The sequence below is a fragment of the Pedobacter sp. AK013 genome (assembly GCF_014205835.1).
GTDB lineage: Bacteria > Bacteroidota > Bacteroidia > Sphingobacteriales > Sphingobacteriaceae > Pedobacter.
Genome location: NZ_JACHCQ010000007.1, coordinates 39,773 through 56,296, shown reverse-complemented (window position 1 = coordinate 56,296; position 16,524 = coordinate 39,773). Strand labels below are relative to the sequence as shown.

The 16,524-nt window shown below is 39.3% G+C and carries 10 protein-coding genes; 7 read left to right on the top strand and 3 right to left on the bottom strand.

Annotation, left to right across the window (positions count from 1 at the left end):
• Positions 1-94 precede the first annotated feature (94 nt).
• The 5 genes from uvrA to HDC90_RS06780 all read left to right on the top strand — a co-directional run bounded on the left by uvrA (position 95) and on the right by HDC90_RS06780 (position 7,964).
• The gene (gene uvrA / locus HDC90_RS06800) at positions 95-2,908 is read left to right on the top strand and encodes an excinuclease ABC subunit UvrA (RefSeq protein WP_184465174.1); all 2,814 of its coding nucleotides are present in this window, start codon (positions 95-97) and stop codon (positions 2,906-2,908) included.
• Between the two features lie 8 nt (positions 2,909-2,916).
• Entirely contained in the window at positions 2,917-3,570 is a 654-nt protein-coding gene (locus HDC90_RS06795) for a LysE family transporter (RefSeq protein WP_184465172.1), read from the top strand.
• 234 nt (positions 3,571-3,804) lie between these two features.
• Positions 3,805-4,647 (top strand): metallophosphoesterase, encoded by an 843-nt coding sequence (locus HDC90_RS06790; RefSeq protein WP_184465170.1) that lies wholly within the window; start codon positions 3,805-3,807, stop codon positions 4,645-4,647.
• A gap of 13 nt (positions 4,648-4,660) precedes the next feature.
• Positions 4,661-5,500: a hypothetical protein gene (locus HDC90_RS06785; protein WP_184465168.1), complete on the top strand. Its 840-nt coding sequence runs from the start codon at positions 4,661-4,663 to the stop codon at positions 5,498-5,500.
• A gap of 22 nt (positions 5,501-5,522) precedes the next feature.
• Positions 5,523-7,964, top strand: a complete 2,442-nt coding sequence (locus HDC90_RS06780; RefSeq protein WP_184465166.1) for a bifunctional YncE family protein/alkaline phosphatase family protein — start codon at positions 5,523-5,525, stop codon at positions 7,962-7,964.
• Positions 7,965-8,278: 314 nt separating this feature from the next.
• On the opposite strand, the gene msrA is transcribed toward HDC90_RS06780, so the two are convergent.
• On the bottom strand, positions 8,279-8,767 hold the full coding sequence (gene msrA, locus HDC90_RS06775) for a peptide-methionine (S)-S-oxide reductase MsrA (protein ID WP_184465164.1): 489 nt from the start codon (positions 8,765-8,767) through the stop codon (positions 8,279-8,281).
• Positions 8,768-9,176: 409 nt separating this feature from the next.
• Positions 9,177-9,824, bottom strand: a complete 648-nt coding sequence (locus HDC90_RS06770) for an XRE family transcriptional regulator (protein WP_184465162.1) — start codon at positions 9,822-9,824, stop codon at positions 9,177-9,179.
• Between the two features lie 99 nt (positions 9,825-9,923).
• On the opposite strand from HDC90_RS06770, the gene HDC90_RS06765 reads away from it, so the two are divergent.
• Positions 9,924-11,090, top strand: a complete 1,167-nt coding sequence (locus HDC90_RS06765; RefSeq protein ID WP_184465160.1) for a hypothetical protein — start codon at positions 9,924-9,926, stop codon at positions 11,088-11,090.
• Positions 11,065-11,925 carry a HEPN domain-containing protein gene (locus HDC90_RS06760; RefSeq protein WP_184465159.1) on the top strand — a complete coding sequence of 287 codons (861 nt, stop codon included), beginning with the start codon at positions 11,065-11,067 and terminating at the stop codon, positions 11,923-11,925. The genes HDC90_RS06765 and HDC90_RS06760 overlap by 26 nt, the downstream gene beginning before the upstream one ends.
• Before the next feature lie 556 nt (positions 11,926-12,481).
• Here HDC90_RS06760 and HDC90_RS06755 read toward each other — a convergent pair.
• Entirely contained in the window at positions 12,482-16,516 is a 4,035-nt protein-coding gene (locus HDC90_RS06755; RefSeq protein WP_184465309.1) for a two-component regulator propeller domain-containing protein, read from the bottom strand.
• Positions 16,517-16,524: the final 8 nt, after the last annotated feature.

The following is a 16,524-nucleotide window of genomic DNA, read 5'->3' as shown; positions in this document are numbered from 1 at the left end:
AAAAAATAAATTAACCGTCTCAGTACCCTATTTTTGTATGTTCTTAAAACCCTAGCAACATTGTAGGGTTATATATTTATATTCGTTACTATACATGAGCAAAAAAGAGGCCGAAAAAGATCCACATAAAAATATTATCATAAAAGGTGCCCGTGTGCACAACCTAAAAAACATCGATGTTGCCATTCCAAAAAATAAACTTGTGGTGGTAACAGGTATGTCTGGTTCGGGGAAATCTTCACTTGCATTTGATACTTTATATGCAGAAGGGCAACGCCGATATGTAGAAAGTTTATCTTCGTACGCCCGTCAGTTTATGGGCAGGATGAATAAACCCGATGTTGATTATATTAAAGGTATTGCTCCGGCAATTGCCATCGAACAAAAGGTTATTACTTCCAACCCACGTTCTACCGTTGGTACCTCGACTGAAATTTACGATTATCTGAAACTGCTTTTCTCGCGTATAGGGAAAACCATTTCGCCAGTTTCGGGCAAAGAAGTGAGAAAGGATTCGGTAAGCTCGGTGGTAGATTATGTAAATGCCATGCCTGAGGATACAACGGTAACGATTTTTTGCCCGTTATATCCGCATAACAACCGTACGATTAAAGAAGAACTGGCTATTTTATTACAGAAAGGATTTTTACGCGTTCTGATCAATGATAAAATAGAAAAGATAGAAGCTGTTTTAGACGATGCTGATTTTAAAGATGCAGCACTTACAGATGATAAGACCGTTCAGATCCTGATTGATCGTATTGTAACCAACCAGGAAGAAGAAACATTAAGTAGACTGGCCGATTCTGCACAGACTGCTTTTTTTGAAGGTAAGGGCGACTGTTATGTAGAGGCTCAGGGTAAAACGAAACATTTTAGCGACCGTTTTGAACTGGATGGAATAAAATTCGAAACACCTACACCAAATTTTTTCTCTTTTAACAATCCTTATGGCGCCTGTAAACGCTGCGAAGGTTATGGAAACGTAATCGGTATTGATGAAGATCTGGTTATTCCTGATAAGAGCAAAAGTATTTACGATAATGCTATTGCCCCTTGGCGCGGCGAAAAAATGAATGTATGGTTGCAGAATTTTATTAAAGCTGCCCCGAAATTCGAATTCCCGATCCACAGGCCTTATAGCGCCTTAACAGAAACGGAACAGCAGTTACTTTGGACCGGAAATAAATACTTTGCCGGTTTAGATGCTTTTTTTAAAGAGCTGGAAGAGCAGACCTATAAAATACAGTACCGGGTAATGCTATCGCGCTACCGGGGCAAAACTACTTGTCCTGATTGTAAAGGTTCGCGTTTACGTAAAGATGCCTCTTATGTAAAGATTGCTGAAAAATCGATTATTGATGTGGTGCTGATGCCTTTGGCCAAAGCCCTGGTTTTCTTTAAAGAGCTGAAATTAAATACCAACGATGCCAAAATTGCCAAACGTTTGCTGGCTGAGATTGATAACCGTTTTCTATATTTAAACAATGTAGGTTTAGGTTACCTTACCTTAAACCGTTTATCGAATACTTTATCGGGGGGAGAATCGCAAAGGATTAACCTCGCAACTTCTTTGGGAAGTAGTTTGGTGGGCTCTATTTATGTTTTGGATGAGCCAAGTATCGGATTACACCCGCGCGATACGAACAAGCTGATTGAAGTGTTGATTTCGCTCCGTAATGTAGGCAATACCGTTTTGGTGGTAGAGCACGAAGAGGAAATGATGCGTGCAGCCGATTACATTATCGATATTGGTCCGGAGGCCGGTACCCATGGTGGTAATTTGGTTTTTAGTGGTCATTACGAGGAGATTTTAAAAGATAAAAATAGTTTAACAGGCAGGTACCTATCTGGAATAGAAAAAATTGTCATTCCGGAGAAACGACGGAAATGGAAAGACCATATTCTGATTAAAGGAGCTAGGGAAAACAACCTGCAAAATATAGATGTTAAATTTCCGCTAGGGGTATTTACCGCAGTAAGTGGAGTTTCGGGCTCTGGAAAAACCAGTTTGGTTAAAAAGATTTTATATCCGGCTTTACAAAAAGCAATAGGAAACTATGCCGGCGAACAAACTGGTGCTTATGATGGCATTTTTGGCAACTACGATCTGGTAAGTGCTGTAGAAATGGTTGATCAGAACCCGATTGGCCGTTCGAGCCGCTCTAATCCGGTTACCTATGTTAAAGCCTGGGATGATATCCGGGTGCTGTTTTCGGGTCTGGCATCAGCAAAAGCTGCGGGCTTAAAACCAGCTGCTTTCTCTTTCAATGTAGAGGGTGGCCGTTGCGATGTTTGCCAGGGTGAGGGTGAAGTAAAGATCGAAATGCAGTTTATGGCCGATATTTACCTGCCTTGCGAAGCCTGTAATGGTAAACGTTTTAAACAACAGGTTTTAGATGTAACTTACAAGGAGAAAAACGTATCTGAAATTTTGGATATGACCATTGAAGAGGCGGTTGAGTTTTTTAAGGATGAGCAGAAGATACTCCATAAATTAAATCCATTGGTTGATGTTGGTTTGGGCTATGTACATTTAGGCCAATCTTCTAATACCTTATCGGGCGGCGAGGCGCAACGTATTAAATTAGCTTCGTTTTTAATTAAAGGTAATAATGCCAATAAAACGCTGTTTATCTTCGATGAGCCAACTACCGGCCTGCATTTTCATGATATTAAAAAGCTCTTGAAAGCATTAAATACACTTATTGAACAGGGCAATACCATTTTGGTGATTGAACACAATATGGATATGATTAAATGTGCCGATTGGGTGATCGATATTGGTCCTGAAGGTGGTGATGGTGGCGGTAATGTAGTGTTTGAAGGTATACCCGAAGAGCTGGTTAAAGTAGAAAATTCGTACACCGGAAAATATTTGGCTGCGCATTTAAATTTAAATCCATAATTTCGGCAATGCTTTTTCTAACGTTTTTCATCGGCATCATTCTCAATGCCATGGGCTATATTCCCCCGGGTAATATTAACCTTACCGTTGCACAGCTCGCTATTAATAAAGGCATGCGGCAGGTTTGGTATTTTATTTTATCTTTCTCCTGCGTAGAAGTGTTTTTTACTTTCGGTATGATGCGTTTTGCTCGCTGGGCCATGAGTGATATTAATCCGAATGAGGCCGTAAGTGAAGTTCGCTTAAGCACTTTGGTGGATTGTTTTATGATTGTGATGTTTTTGGTGATGGGAACCATTACCTGGAAAAACCGCAAAAAAGTGCCTAAAACCAGTAATGCAAAAGAGGATAAACGTAGCGGAAGTGTTTTGTATGGATTAATTTTAGGGGTGTTAAACCCGGTTCAGATTCCTTTCTGGTTGTTTTTTGGTAACTATGTTATTTTACACCAATGGATTGAAACGGATTATTTATCGCTGGTGATTTTTAGTTTAGGCTCTGGAGTAGGATCTTCTCTGGCACTTTATCTGTATGCACATTTTGCCACTTATATTCAGGAAAAATTTGCCTTGAGCAGCCTGATTATCAATAAATCAATTGCGATATTTTTATTTGCACTAGCGGCTTATCTGGTCGTAAAACAGGCTATTGTTATTCTTTAACCTTATCCAAGGTCTGTACCTTCACAGGCCTTTTATTTCGATCTGTGACAACGCAGATCAATAAATATCATCAGCGGAATTTGCGTGATCAGCGGGAAACGCGCTAGGCCATCTCTCTGTTATAAAATTGATACATAGATATGCTTCAGTTAACCTAATCATAACATTAAATTTATGTTTAAGAAGCCTGATCAAGCTAATATTGGGCTTTGATACAAAACATATCTTATCCTTATGTCTAACAGACGGTTTTTTCTGAAAAATAGTTTGGCTGCTGCTGTAGTGGCCAGTATTTCTCCGGTTCTTTCTTCATTTGCTGAAGAACACACTGCACTTGCCAGATCGGGCAAAGCACCTAAATTGCGTTTCGCCATTGCTTCCGATGGACATTATGGGCAACCCGGAACGGAGTATAAGCTTCACCACGACAATATTGTAAAATGGCTTAACCAGGCACATGATCAAAATCCGTTGAATTTTGTAATTATCAATGGCGATCTGGTACATGACAGACCTGAATTACTGAAAGAAGTAAAAAAAGATTATTACGACCGTTTAAAAGTTCCTTTTTATGCAGTGCCCGGCAACCACGACCATGCAGATACCCCGCTCTGGAAATCGGTTTTCGGCTATGAGGATAATTTTTCTTTCGAAAAAAATGGAGTAGGTTTTGTTTTGGCCAACACTTCGGATACCAAAGGCGCCTATCTGTGCCCGAACAACGATTTTTTAAAGCAGGAACTAGATAAGTTCAAAGATTTAAAAACGGTGTTTGTAGTATTGCATATCCCCCCTCATTTTTGGGTGCCCGAAAGCCCTTTTGTAGAATGTCCGGATACGATTAAGCTGCTACATCGCTATCCAAATGTAAAAGCAGTATTCCATGGGCACGACCACAGTCTTGATGCTGTTTTTTATACAGATAAACTCCCTCATTTTTTCGATGCGCACATAGGTGGAAACTGGGGCACAGCTTATAAAGGCTACCGGATAGTAGAGGTAGATGAAAATGATAAGATCCAAACTTACCAGGTAAATGCAAGTGGATCGCCATTGTTAAATGAAACGAAATTTTAATGATAGTTTAGAAATGAAAAAGACATTTTTGATGCTCGTTTTTGCTGGTGCCGTTTTAAACTGTGCAGCACAGAAAATAAGTGAGATCACATCTGAAATCAAAACGGGAACTGATGCTGCTCAGCCCTTTATGTTTTCGCTGAACACCTTAACCGCAGAAAATCCCCGTTGGAATATTCATTATTCAGGAAGTTATGGTGAAAGAACCAATGGGCAATTCGGTTATGATGGCTTAGGACAACAGTTTGGTGTTAAAGGATATTTAGGTAGCAGATTAACCTTGTATGCCACAGCAGCAATTGGTTTTGCAAATTCAGGTGGTGTAACCTCTGCGCAACAGGCTGAAGTGATCAGGGATTTAGTGGGCGGTAAAGGCATAACTGGTTTTAGGTTAGGCGCAGGTTTAGGTTTAAGCAGAGATTGGTCGAGTGTTGGTTCGGCGATTAGCCGTATTACCGCTTCATTTGATCAGACTAACTGGAGAATGGCGGGTAACCTTCGTTTCGAAAAAGCTTTTAATAAAACCAGGGATAAGCTCGATTTTATTAGCAGTTTTGGTTATCAGCATCGTGTTACTAACGTTTTATATCTTGGCTTCGAGGCCTTAGGACAAGATTTAGAAGGCTTTTGGGAAAAGGATGAAGCAGAAGGTGGCGCAAAGGTAATGATCGGGCCATCAATCAATCTGGAACCAAACCATTCGAAACTTTCGTTCTCTATTTCCGGAGGGCCGGTGTTTTACGCTACGCGGAGCCAGGTTACTTCTCCTGCAGCGATACGCGAAATCGGTTCTGTCGCCTCAGGTAATGGCTATACTATCAGGGCTCTTGTTAATTTTAATCTTCACCGCTAAAGCTGCTCTTTGATTTAAGAAAATGAAAAAATCATACCTATTTATATTATTCGGCTTCCTGTTCATCCAAAAAGGATTTGCACAATGGCCTGGCAAAAACGAAAGCACCCAGCAAATTTTATTGCCCAATGGTTGGAAATTAAGTCCGGCGGGGCATTCCCTGCAATTGGGCGATCTGCCTTTAAATATGCAGTTAAGTGTTTCGGGCAAGTACCTTGCTATAACCAATAACGGTCAGAGTACACAGTCGCTGCAGCTTATCGATCCTAGAACCGAACGGATTATAGACGAAAAGGTGCTAGCCAAATCGTGGTACGGAATTGCTTTTAGTAAAGATGAAAAACACCTTTATGCATCAGGTGGTAACGACAACTGGATTTTAGATTTTAATATCCAGAATGATAAGTTTGTAAAAAGCGACACCATTAAACTTGGTCCGGTTTGGCCAAAAGGAAAAATAAGTCCGGCAGGGATTGTGGTCAATAAAAATAACAGTAAATTATATACTGTAACTAAAGAAGACAGCAGTTTGTATATTATTAATCCGGTTGAAAGGCAGATCATTAAAAAAATACAGCTTCCTGCCATTGCCTACAGCTGTGTTTTATCTGCAGATGAAAGCAAACTTTATATTTCGCTCTGGGGTGGTAAATCTATAGCTGTTGTTGATCTGGCGTCAGAAAGCCTTTTGCAGCGCATTCCAGTTGGCGATCATCCAAATGAGCTTCTGCTTAATAAAAAAGGAAATATTTTATTTGTAGCCAATGCCAACGATAATACGGTTTCGGTAATCAATACTGTAAACAATAAGGTAATCGAAACCATTGCCACCACGCTTTATGCCACGCAGTTAACAGGTTCTACCACCAATGGACTGGCATTAAGTGCCAACGAGAAAACTTTGTACATTGCCAATGCCGATAACAATTGTTTGGCTGTTTTTGATGTAAGTAAACCAGGGGTAAGCCAGAGTCAGGGTTTTATTCCGGTAGGCTGGTACCCAACAAGTGTTAAGGTAGTTGGCAATAAAATTTTGGTTACCAATGGCAAAGGCAATACTTCTATGGCCAACCCAAAGGGGCCACAACCCATCTCGAAGGTAGATAACAGTGGTTACCAAATGGGAAGTACAGCCAACAGCAGGCTACAATATATTGCAGGCTTGTTTAAAGGCACTTTATCCTTTATTGATGTACCAAAACCTGAGCAGTTAAAATTATATACCAAACAGGTTTATGCCAATACACCTTTTACGGATAAGCGGGCAATAACTGCCGATGGTGAAGCTGGAAATCCTATTCCACGCAAACAGAACGAAAAATCGCCCATTAAACATGTTTTTTATATTATTAAAGAAAACAGAACCTACGATCAGGTGCTTGGCGATATACCAAAAGGAAACGGCGATTCTACATTAACATTGTTTGGCAGGAAAATTACACCTAACCAGCATGCTTTTGCTGAAAATTATGTACTGCTCGATAATTTCTATGTTGATGCAGAGGTAAGTGCCGATGGGCACAACTGGAGCATGGCCGCTTATGCTACAGATGTAGTGGAGAAAACCTGGCCAACCAGCTATGGCGCACGTGGCGGAAGCACCACCTTTGAGGGGGGGCGCCCGGTTACTTATCCCAAAAATGGTTTTATATGGGATTATTGCCAGCGGGCAGGCGTAAGCTACCGCAGTTATGGCGAATTTGGAGATTATGGCAAGGCCAATATAAAATCGTTGCAGGGCCATATGTGCGCTGCATCACCAGGGTTTGATCTAGACATTAAAGACCAGGTAAGGGTTGATGCCTGGCAGCACGATTTCGATTCGTTATTAGTTGCGGGGGGTGTGCCCCAATTTAATACTTTAAGAATATCTAACGATCATACCAGTGGGCAAAAAAAAGGTAAATACTCGCCACAGGCTGCAGTTGCCGATAACGACTTGGCTGTTGGTCGTATTCTGGAGCATTTGTCGCACAGCCCAATCTGGAAAGAATCTGTTGTTTTTATTTTGGAAGACGATGCACAGAATGGCCCCGATCATGTTGATGCACACCGTTCGCCAGCTTATGTAATTGGCCCTTATGTAAAGCGGAATACAGCTGTTCATACCATGTATTCTACTTCGGGTTTTTTAAGAACAATGGAACTCATTTTAGGCCTGCCACCAATGAGCCAGTATGATGCTGCCGCTAAGCCTTTATACGAATGTTTTACGGCTACACCAGATTTTACACCTTACAATGTAATTCAGCCGCTTATTGATTTAGATACCAGGAATGTGGCTGTTAACGAAAGCAGCAAACGTTCTGAGCTCTTTAATTTTGCCAAAGAAGATTCTGCACCGGATTTAGACCTGAACGAAGTGATATGGAAATCGGTTAAAGGTGAGCAATCGGTAATGCCAGCGCCTAAGCGGAGTGCTTTTGTGATTCTCGAGAAGAAGAAAAAAGACGATGATGATTAGTTGGTTATTATTACCCTACAATGAAGAGGATGTATTGATATAAGAACTGTCATCCTGGGCCTGTCGAAGGACTTGCAATAATGCTGTCTAAGGCGTTTCGACAGGCTCAACGTGACAAAATCTGTTCCATGGTCTGTGTCCTCACAGACCATTTTGTTTTTATACATTACATCGAGGATTTCTCCACAATTGAAATGAAGATGAATCTATATCGTCATTTCCTGAAGTGCAACGAAATGGATAAATCTTTTCTAAGAATCCAGGTGGTCTGTGCGGACGCGGATCAGGGGGATTAGTCGAAATAACGATCTTATTTATAATTTCCAGTCTGGTCTTTCAAAGTGGCAGGTATAACCGTAGGGGTTTTTCTGCAAATAATCCTGGTGTTCTTCCTCAGCGTTCCAAAAATCGGTTTTGGGCACAACCTCGGTTACAATTTTGCCTGGCCATTTACCAGAAGCATCTAGTTCGGCAATTAATGTTTCAGCGGTTTCTTTCTGATTTTCACCGTTATAAAAAATAGCCGATCGGTAAGATGTACCTACGTCATTTCCCTGCCTGTTGCGTGTGCTTGGATCGTGGATCTGGAAAAAATATTCCAATAATTTACGGTAGGTTAAAATAGTCGGATCAAAGATAACTTCAATGGCTTCGGCATGTGTGCCATGGTTCCGGTAGGTGGCATTGGGAACATCGCCACCAGTGTATCCAACAACTGTTGAGATCACGCCAGGGTAATGACGGAGCAGTTCTTCTACTCCCCAAAAGCAGCCGCCTGCAAGAATGGCTTTTTCAGTATTCATATATCTTTCCTCTTTTTTTGATTATATAAAGATACGGTGAAGATGTGTAAAGGGAAAGTAAAGAAGGGGGATTAGTTTTCAGTTGGCAGTTTCCAGTTGGCAGTTTCCAAAGCAAATAAATCAGAAAATAATCACTCTAAGTTAGATCCTGAAACAAGTTCAGGAGGACGTATGGGCTGAAATAACATCAATAATTAAATCTGCGCTTAAATCTGTGTGCTCTGCGGGGAAAATTCTTTAATATTTTCTCCCGCTGATTTAAGATGATGAACGCGGAATCTAGTTTGCAGTAGGTCGTTTTCAGTTGGCAGTTTGCGACTAACAATTTAGCAATCCTACAATTAAAAAACCAGTAAACATTTTGCATATACAGTTGACTGGTTTAAACAATTAACCAATTAACCCATCTTTAAATAATATTCCTGGTAATTTTTCCTTTAATAATATAAAGTGCCTGGATGCTTTTTTTACGGATGACGGTATCACCTTTAAAATTTGGATTTGAAGAACGGAGGATGAGTTTGCTATTATCAGCATGTTGAAAAATTAATTTTATAGTACGTAAACTGTTACTGTCTTCGTCTGTCATCACCACATAAGCTTCTCCCCACTGTAAAATTTCGTAATTGGTAATTTCTTTTATCGCAATGATTTCGCCTGCGGCATATTTGGGGTACATGCTATCGCCATAAACCGGTAAGTAGGCCGTGCAATCGTTAAAAGGGAGGTAATTTACCAGGTATTCTGCCCGTTGCTCTTCTACGATGAGCTCTTTCGCATCAGATAAACTCATATCGAAGTAAGGTACGCCCTCCTTGCTTTCGCCAACGGCTGGTTTCTTTTTGAAAAACGGTTCGCCGGTTCCATCTTCAAGCCAGGTTAAATTGACGTCGAATTTCATCTCTAGCTTATCTTTAATAGCGTTAGATACATTAACCCTTTCTCTTAAAATATCTGATAAAGAACCCTGTTGAATATTCAATGCAGCAGCAAAATCCTTTTGAGTCTTAAAATGCAGTAACTCCATTAATCTTTTTAAGCGCTGATTTTCATTCATAAGTAAATTTGTTAATAAGTTTTATGTATAAAATATAGTTTAACTTATTTTATTTTGCTAAATTCGTTAGCTAATATAATCATTTAAAAAATATACGCTATGGAAGAAAACCTGAATTTTAAAAAAGAAACGATGGCATTTATTGGTGCGATTGAAAGCTTTTTTTCAACAAATGGTGTAAGCTATCATTTAAATTTTTTAAAAAACTGGTTAAACCCACCACAGAACGAATTCGATTTTTCGCCACAAAAGCACCCGGCACAGCTGTTGGTTTTTTACGAAAAATTGGTGCCGCTTTTCGATTATTCGGATTTAATTTTTAACCAAACCGAAGCAGATACAGCATTTGTAAAAGCAATTGCAGTTGACGAATGTAGTGTGGAGCGCGAAACGGTGTTACTTGATTACTGTCCGAAGTTACTAAGCATCGGAGAAATGCAAAATCCAAATCTTACCTTTTTTGATATTTTCTTATTTTTTCAATCAGATACCTATAAAGTGATGTATAAAGAATGGTTATTAGCTGCGTTGGAAAATAACCTTGTTCTGGATTGGGACGAGTATATTTTTATGTTTTACGATAACACCAAAAAAATGCTGGAGGCCTGCTGGCTCATCCACGAAAGGATAATTACCAGAAATAGCTTTAAAAGTATCGATCGTTACTATCATATGGCCATATTCGAAAGTACATCACCTTTGGCTTTTGAACCGGAATTACTTGATAATCCGTTTAAGGTAATTGAATTTTTCTTTAGTTTAGATAACCTTGGTGGGCATAAAGCCTATTTAAACAACTGGTATAAAGCTGCCTTGGCAGAAGAGTATTGTGTGAGTAATGTAGCCGATTATTTTTTTCTCTATAACCAGTTTACAAAATTGCTTAACGCGGGTTATTTAATTACGGCCAAAAATTTAACTTACCAGGGTGCTCCTTTTAAAGGTTTGCCAGCTACTACAGATCAATTTATAAACGGCGATAGCAAAGAACTGTGTGGGGTAAATACCTTGGCTGCAGCACATATAGAAAATCCTTATCTGTTTGTTACAACTTTTTTTATTCCCGAAAAAATTAAACAACTGCGTTTAGGGCTTTTAGAGTGGTTGTATGCTGCCTTTAGTACTAAAAGTAGCATTAAGCTGATGGATAAGGCATTTTTGTTTGAGCAGTATGAAGCCATGATGATGATGATGGAAGCTTTTTTTGTGATGATTAGTAAGCCTACATTTAGTGAAAGTGATGAAAGGGACTATTATGCGGAGTAAATCTTTAAACCTGGGCCATGCCGCCCTAAAAGATGCAAGGGTAATGCGTTTGTTAAAGGGCATTACTGCTGCGGTACCTGTTCAATATATTTATCTCCATAACAACTTTTTGGTTGATAAGGCAACACAAGAAATGCTGATTATGGTTCCGTTTAAACAGGTGCGTATTTTAAATGAATTAACGCCAGTATTAAATATTGTATTTAATGGGCATATGGAATTGGGTTATCGCGTTTTCCATGTGCACGAGGTGGAGCAGGCTTTGTTGGAAGGGAGTTTGTTTTTTTACTATGCTACTGCCGCTCAAAATTGTTTATTCAGTAAATCTGCAGCTTTTCTAAATGGGTGCTCACCTCGGCTTATTGCAGATCAAGTGAGTATCAATTACCGGCACGCAATTGATAAGGCCAATAAATTTTTAGTGGGCGCAACCTTCTATTTTAAGCGGCAAAATTTCGAATACTGCGCTTTTATGCTGCATCAGGTTTTCGATCTGATGTACCGGGCCATTGAAGTGCTGATAATGGGAAGGGATAAAAAAACACACCGTATTAAAGTGCATCAAATGTATATTAAAACTTATGTAAAGCCGCTTTCCGAGCTATTTAATCACGATGAGGAAGAGGTTAACCTGTTGCATTTGCTTGATGAAGCCTATCTGGCTGTTCGGTACGAAAACAACTATAAGATCGGTGAAACAGCGCTAGTATGCCTGTTTGAGAAAGTAGATTTGTTGTATGTGCTAGCAGAACAGGTTTATCAGGGGATGATGAACAATCATTTCGATCAGCAGGTGAGCGGAATATTTTTAAACTCAAATTCGGCCTCTCCATAATAGCCATTTGAAGATTGATGATCATTGGCGAGATTAAAGAATATAAAAATTAACATAAATGGATTTTTAGCTTTTGAGATTTGGAAATGAATGTTTGTATTTAATAGGATGCGATAGTTCAGTTATTCGTTCATCTTTTTGGCGTTTTGCAAGCTTGCTTTAATAAACCATAGGCTTTACCGAAGAACGCAGTCAATCCCGAGGGCCGGAGAAATCAAAAAAACAGTTGCATTTAAGGCAAATTGGCACTAACAAACCTTAAACGCAGTGGTTTTGTGTTCATGAGAATTAATTTAACTTTTATAGATATTGAACACCAAACAAAGTGCCGCTGTTTTTTTGATGAGCGTGGGATTGTGTAAAAGGCCCCTGGCTGGATTGACAAAGCGCTTTGGGTACTTTGGCGCTCCAAAGTACCATGCCTCCGTGGCAAAGAGCAGGAAAAATCAGGAGTGTTCAAATATTGGTTTTTTACGGGACTTGATGTTAAAAGCATGAAAGATGCTGAAATAAATTCAGCATGACGATTACCTTACCTTCGCGGACCGTTTGCAGATTAATCATTGTTCATAAACTCACTCGGTGTTTTGCCGAAATGCTTCTTAAACTCCGAACTAAAATATTTCCGGTCGCTAAAACCTACCGAGTAGGCAATTTCTGAGATATTACCAACACCTTGTTTTAATAGCTGTGCAGCGCGTTTTATACGTATCGATTTAATAAAATCGTTAACCGAAAGATCGGTTAATGCCCTTATTTTTTTGTACAGTACTGGTTGGCTCATCCCAATTTCAGCTGCAAGGGTGGGCACATCAAACGCTGTATCGGCCATCCGGTCTTCAATAATCTGAATAATTTTATTTAAAAAGTTTTGCTCTGTGGTATTAATTACCATGTTTCTTGGTTCGAGCGTAACTACCTGCGCAAATTTTTGTTTAATGGTTTCGCGTGCATTTAATAGGTTCTGAATGTTCAGTTCCAGTATTTTGAGGTTAAAAGGTTTCATAATATAGGCATCGGCACCATTTTCGAAACCATTTACTTGATGTACATAGGCAGAACGCGCAGTGAGCAATATTACTGGGATATGGCTGGTTCTTTCGTCGGTTTTAAGTTTACGGCACAGTTCGAGGCCATCCATAATGGGCATCATTACATCGCTGATAATGAGATCGGGGATGACTTCCAATGCCATTTCCAAACCTTTGGCTCCGTTCGCGCTTTCATAAATGATGTAAATATTACCCAGTGCATTTTTAATAAATGCCCTTACGTCTTCATTATCCTCTACCAGTAAAATACTGTATTTTTTAGCTGCAAGGGATACAACAGCTTCCGTTTCTGGAGCCTGCTGAAGTTCAGTGGCAGTTGGGAGTTCGTAATTAGTAGCGTCATCATAATACACGTAGTCTTTTACAAAATCGGCAGGTTTAAAATGTGTTTTTCCGGTTTTTAAACTCAGGGTAAAGCAGGTGGCGCCATGTTGGTTTTCGCTTTGGGGAGTACTTTCGAAAGTAATCTCACCATGGTGCAGCGCTACAATGCTTTTAGATAAGGATAAACCTAAACCTGTACCAATGGTTGTGTTGGTATTAGCCTGGTAAAAATTGGTGAATAAATTGGCCTGATTCTCCAATGCAATGCCCTTGCCGTTATCGCGGACCTTAATATTAACCAACTGTTTTTCCACTTCTATTTTCAAGCTGATTTTTCCGTTTACAGGGGTAAACTTAAAGGCATTTGAGAGGAGATTAAACATCACTTTTTCCATTTGAACCTTATCAAAATAAAGTTCAATTTCTGCCTGTCCGGTTTCAAACTGATAATCGATGTTTTTAGAAATGGCCATGTTCTGAAAAGCCAAAAATATTTCTCTGCAAAACCTCACTACATCACCAGGGCTGATGTGCAAAGCCATTTTCCCGCTTTCGGCCTTTCTAAAATCGAGCAGTTCGGTAACCAGGTTCATCAGGCGGTCGGCATTGTTTTTAATCGGTTGCAGTTCGCGGTTTAAAGCAGGATCGTCTTTGGCATTTTCGATCAATTTATCAAGCGGACCTACAATTAACGTTAAAGGCGTGCGGATTTCGTGTGAGATATTGGTGAAAAACTCGAGTTTATGCTCGTTGATTTCTTTTTCTTTTTTAAATACAGCTTTTATCAACAGGTAACGTATAAATAAAAATGAAATGGCTGCAAAAGCACAAAAGTAGAAGAGATAGGCCCACCAGGTTTTATAAAATGGAGGTAAAATATTAATATTTAATGTGCTGGTTTTGTTGGTCCAAAGGCCATCATTATTACTTCCCTTCACCATTAGGGTATAGTTTCCGGGCGAGAGGTTGGTATAACTGGCTGATGGATTATCAACATAATTCCAGTTTTTTTCAAAACCTTCTAGTTTGTAGGCATAATGGTTTTTATCAGATTTTATAAAGTTAAGTAGTGTAAAATCTATTGAAAATACATTCTGGTCTGCCTCGAAGGTAATTGATTTAACGGTGCTGATGTTCTGTTTGAGTAAACCATCTTCGGTATTCAGTGCTATCGGTTTATTAAACAGTTTTAAACCGGTAAAAATAACAGGCGGGGTGTTTTTGTTTTCTTTAATCTCGCTGGGGAAAAAGCTAACCATTCCACTTAATCCACCAAAGAAAAACTCACCTTTGCTATCTTTCAAAAATGATTTGTAATTAAATTCATTGCCAGGCAGACCATCTTTAATGTTGTAGGTTTTAAAAGTTTTCTGTCTGGGGTTGTATTTACATAAACCTTTGTCGGTAGTAATCCACAGGTTATTAAAATCATCTTCAAGTATACCCATGATGGTGTTACTGGGTAAGCCATCAAAAGTGGTAATTCTGGTATAGCTATGGCGATCGGGATTAAGCCTAAATAAGCCATTACGTGAGGTACCCATGAGCAAATACCCTTCTTTATCGGCAGTTAAACAAGAGATTTCATTATATTTTAAAATTTCTGGATTGGCGGCAACACGCCTAACAAACCGTTGACTGTCTTTTTTCAACTGGTAAAGGCCTGAGTTGATCGCTACCCACAGGTTTTGTTTGGCATCTTCAAAAATATAAATTACGGCGTCGGTTGAGCCGTTTACCCGGTTGCGGATAAATTTACCAGTAGTGCTATTAAAGCTATTTAAGCCACTGTTGGTACCTACCCAAAAGCGACCGTAACTATCTTCGAAAACAGCTGTAATTTCATCGCTGCTAATAGATGAGGTATCGTTTTTGTGTTTGGTATATCTGACAAAAGTTTTGGTTTCTGGTTGAAAAAGGTTAAGCCCTCCATAATGTGTTCCAACCCAAATTCTGTTTTTTTTATCTCTTATAACCGATTTTACCAGATTGGCGCTTAAGCTTTTGGGATCGTTCGGGTTGTTTTTATAACGGGTAAAGGTATCGTTTTTTCTGTCGTAGTAATTTAATCCTTCGCCTTCTGTACCAATCCAAAGGTTTTGGTGCTGATCTTCCATGATCGAGCTGACTACGTTACTGCTTAAGCCATTTGGTGCAGTAGTGCTTCTATAAAGCTTAAAGGGCGTATAGTTGGGATAAACCATGTTTATGGCCCCGTAATAAGTGCCGACCCATATGATGCCCTGCCGATCCCGATAAATATCGTAAACAGAGTTTTGGCTCAGGCTAGTTGGATCTTCGGGGATATTGTGGAGCGAACTGAAATTCTTGGTGGCAGGATTATAGATGTTAATACCATGCAGTGTTCCAATCCATAATTTACCTTCCTCATCCATCATGATTTTACGCACATTGTTGCTGCTAATGCCCGTTGTGTTGAGGCTGGAGTACTGGTAGGCAGTAATGGTTTCAGTACTGAGGTTTAACTTGCTTACACCTGTTTGTTTGGTCCCGATCCATAAATTATTTTCACGGTCTTCAACCATCGAAGTAATGTGATTGTCTATCGCCTTGCTAAGTTCTTCGCTAAAGTCTTTAAAATACCTGAAGTGTATTTTTCCTTCTTTAAAGCTCATGTTTATTAAACCATAAGTTGTACTTAGCCATAATGTTCCATTATGGTCTTCTGTAATAGCATAAATTTGCTGGGGTTGCTTTTGTTCATACAAAAAGTGTTTAAATTTTCCATTAGTGCTGAGTAGGTTTAAACCATTTGTTGTACCTATCCAAACGCGATTCTTTTTGTCCTGAAAAATGCAATTTATTACAGAATTACTAAGGCTGTTCGGATCTTTGTTATTGTGCGTATAATGGTCGAAGTTATCATCTCCTTCATTATATTTATTTAGCCCTTGTGATGTGCCAATTAACAATGTTCCATCTTTTAACGCTAAAATAGACGAGAGAAAGGAAGCATTACTTAAGCTTTTCTTATTATTATCTTCGTGATAATATACTTTGAAAGATTTAGAATCATATTTGTTTAATCCAAGCCGGGTACCAAACCACATAAAACCTCTGGCATCTTGAGCGATAGACAATACCGAACTCTGAGAAAGGCCACTTTCTACATTGAGATGTTTAAAAGCATATTTGTTTTGCGCTTTGCCTGCTATAGCGAAAAGTGCAAATATAAAGATGAGCAGGGCTTTCATGTTCACAA

What these genes read in the sequence shown, in the direction of transcription:
- HDC90_RS06785 (WP_184465168.1), top strand. Translation starts at nt 4,661, where the DNA reads ATGAAAAAGACATTTTTGATGCTCGTTTTTGCTGGTGCCGTTTTAAAC.
- HDC90_RS06795 (WP_184465172.1), top strand. Translation starts at nt 2,917, where the DNA reads ATGCTTTTTCTAACGTTTTTCATCGGCATCATTCTCAATGCCATGGGC.
- msrA (WP_184465164.1), bottom strand. Translation starts at nt 8,767, where the DNA reads ATGAATACTGAAAAAGCCATTCTTGCAGGCGGCTGCTTTTGGGGAGTA.
- HDC90_RS06770 (WP_184465162.1), bottom strand. Translation starts at nt 9,824, where the DNA reads ATGAATGAAAATCAGCGCTTAAAAAGATTAATGGAGTTACTGCATTTT.
- uvrA (WP_184465174.1), top strand. Translation starts at nt 95, where the DNA reads ATGAGCAAAAAAGAGGCCGAAAAAGATCCACATAAAAATATTATCATA.
- HDC90_RS06780 (WP_184465166.1), top strand. Translation starts at nt 5,523, where the DNA reads ATGAAAAAATCATACCTATTTATATTATTCGGCTTCCTGTTCATCCAA.
- HDC90_RS06765 (WP_184465160.1), top strand. Translation starts at nt 9,924, where the DNA reads ATGGAAGAAAACCTGAATTTTAAAAAAGAAACGATGGCATTTATTGGT.
- HDC90_RS06760 (WP_184465159.1), top strand. Translation starts at nt 11,065, where the DNA reads ATGAAAGGGACTATTATGCGGAGTAAATCTTTAAACCTGGGCCATGCC.
- HDC90_RS06755 (WP_184465309.1), bottom strand. Translation starts at nt 16,516, where the DNA reads ATGAAAGCCCTGCTCATCTTTATATTTGCACTTTTCGCTATAGCAGGC.
- HDC90_RS06790 (WP_184465170.1), top strand. Translation starts at nt 3,805, where the DNA reads ATGTCTAACAGACGGTTTTTTCTGAAAAATAGTTTGGCTGCTGCTGTA.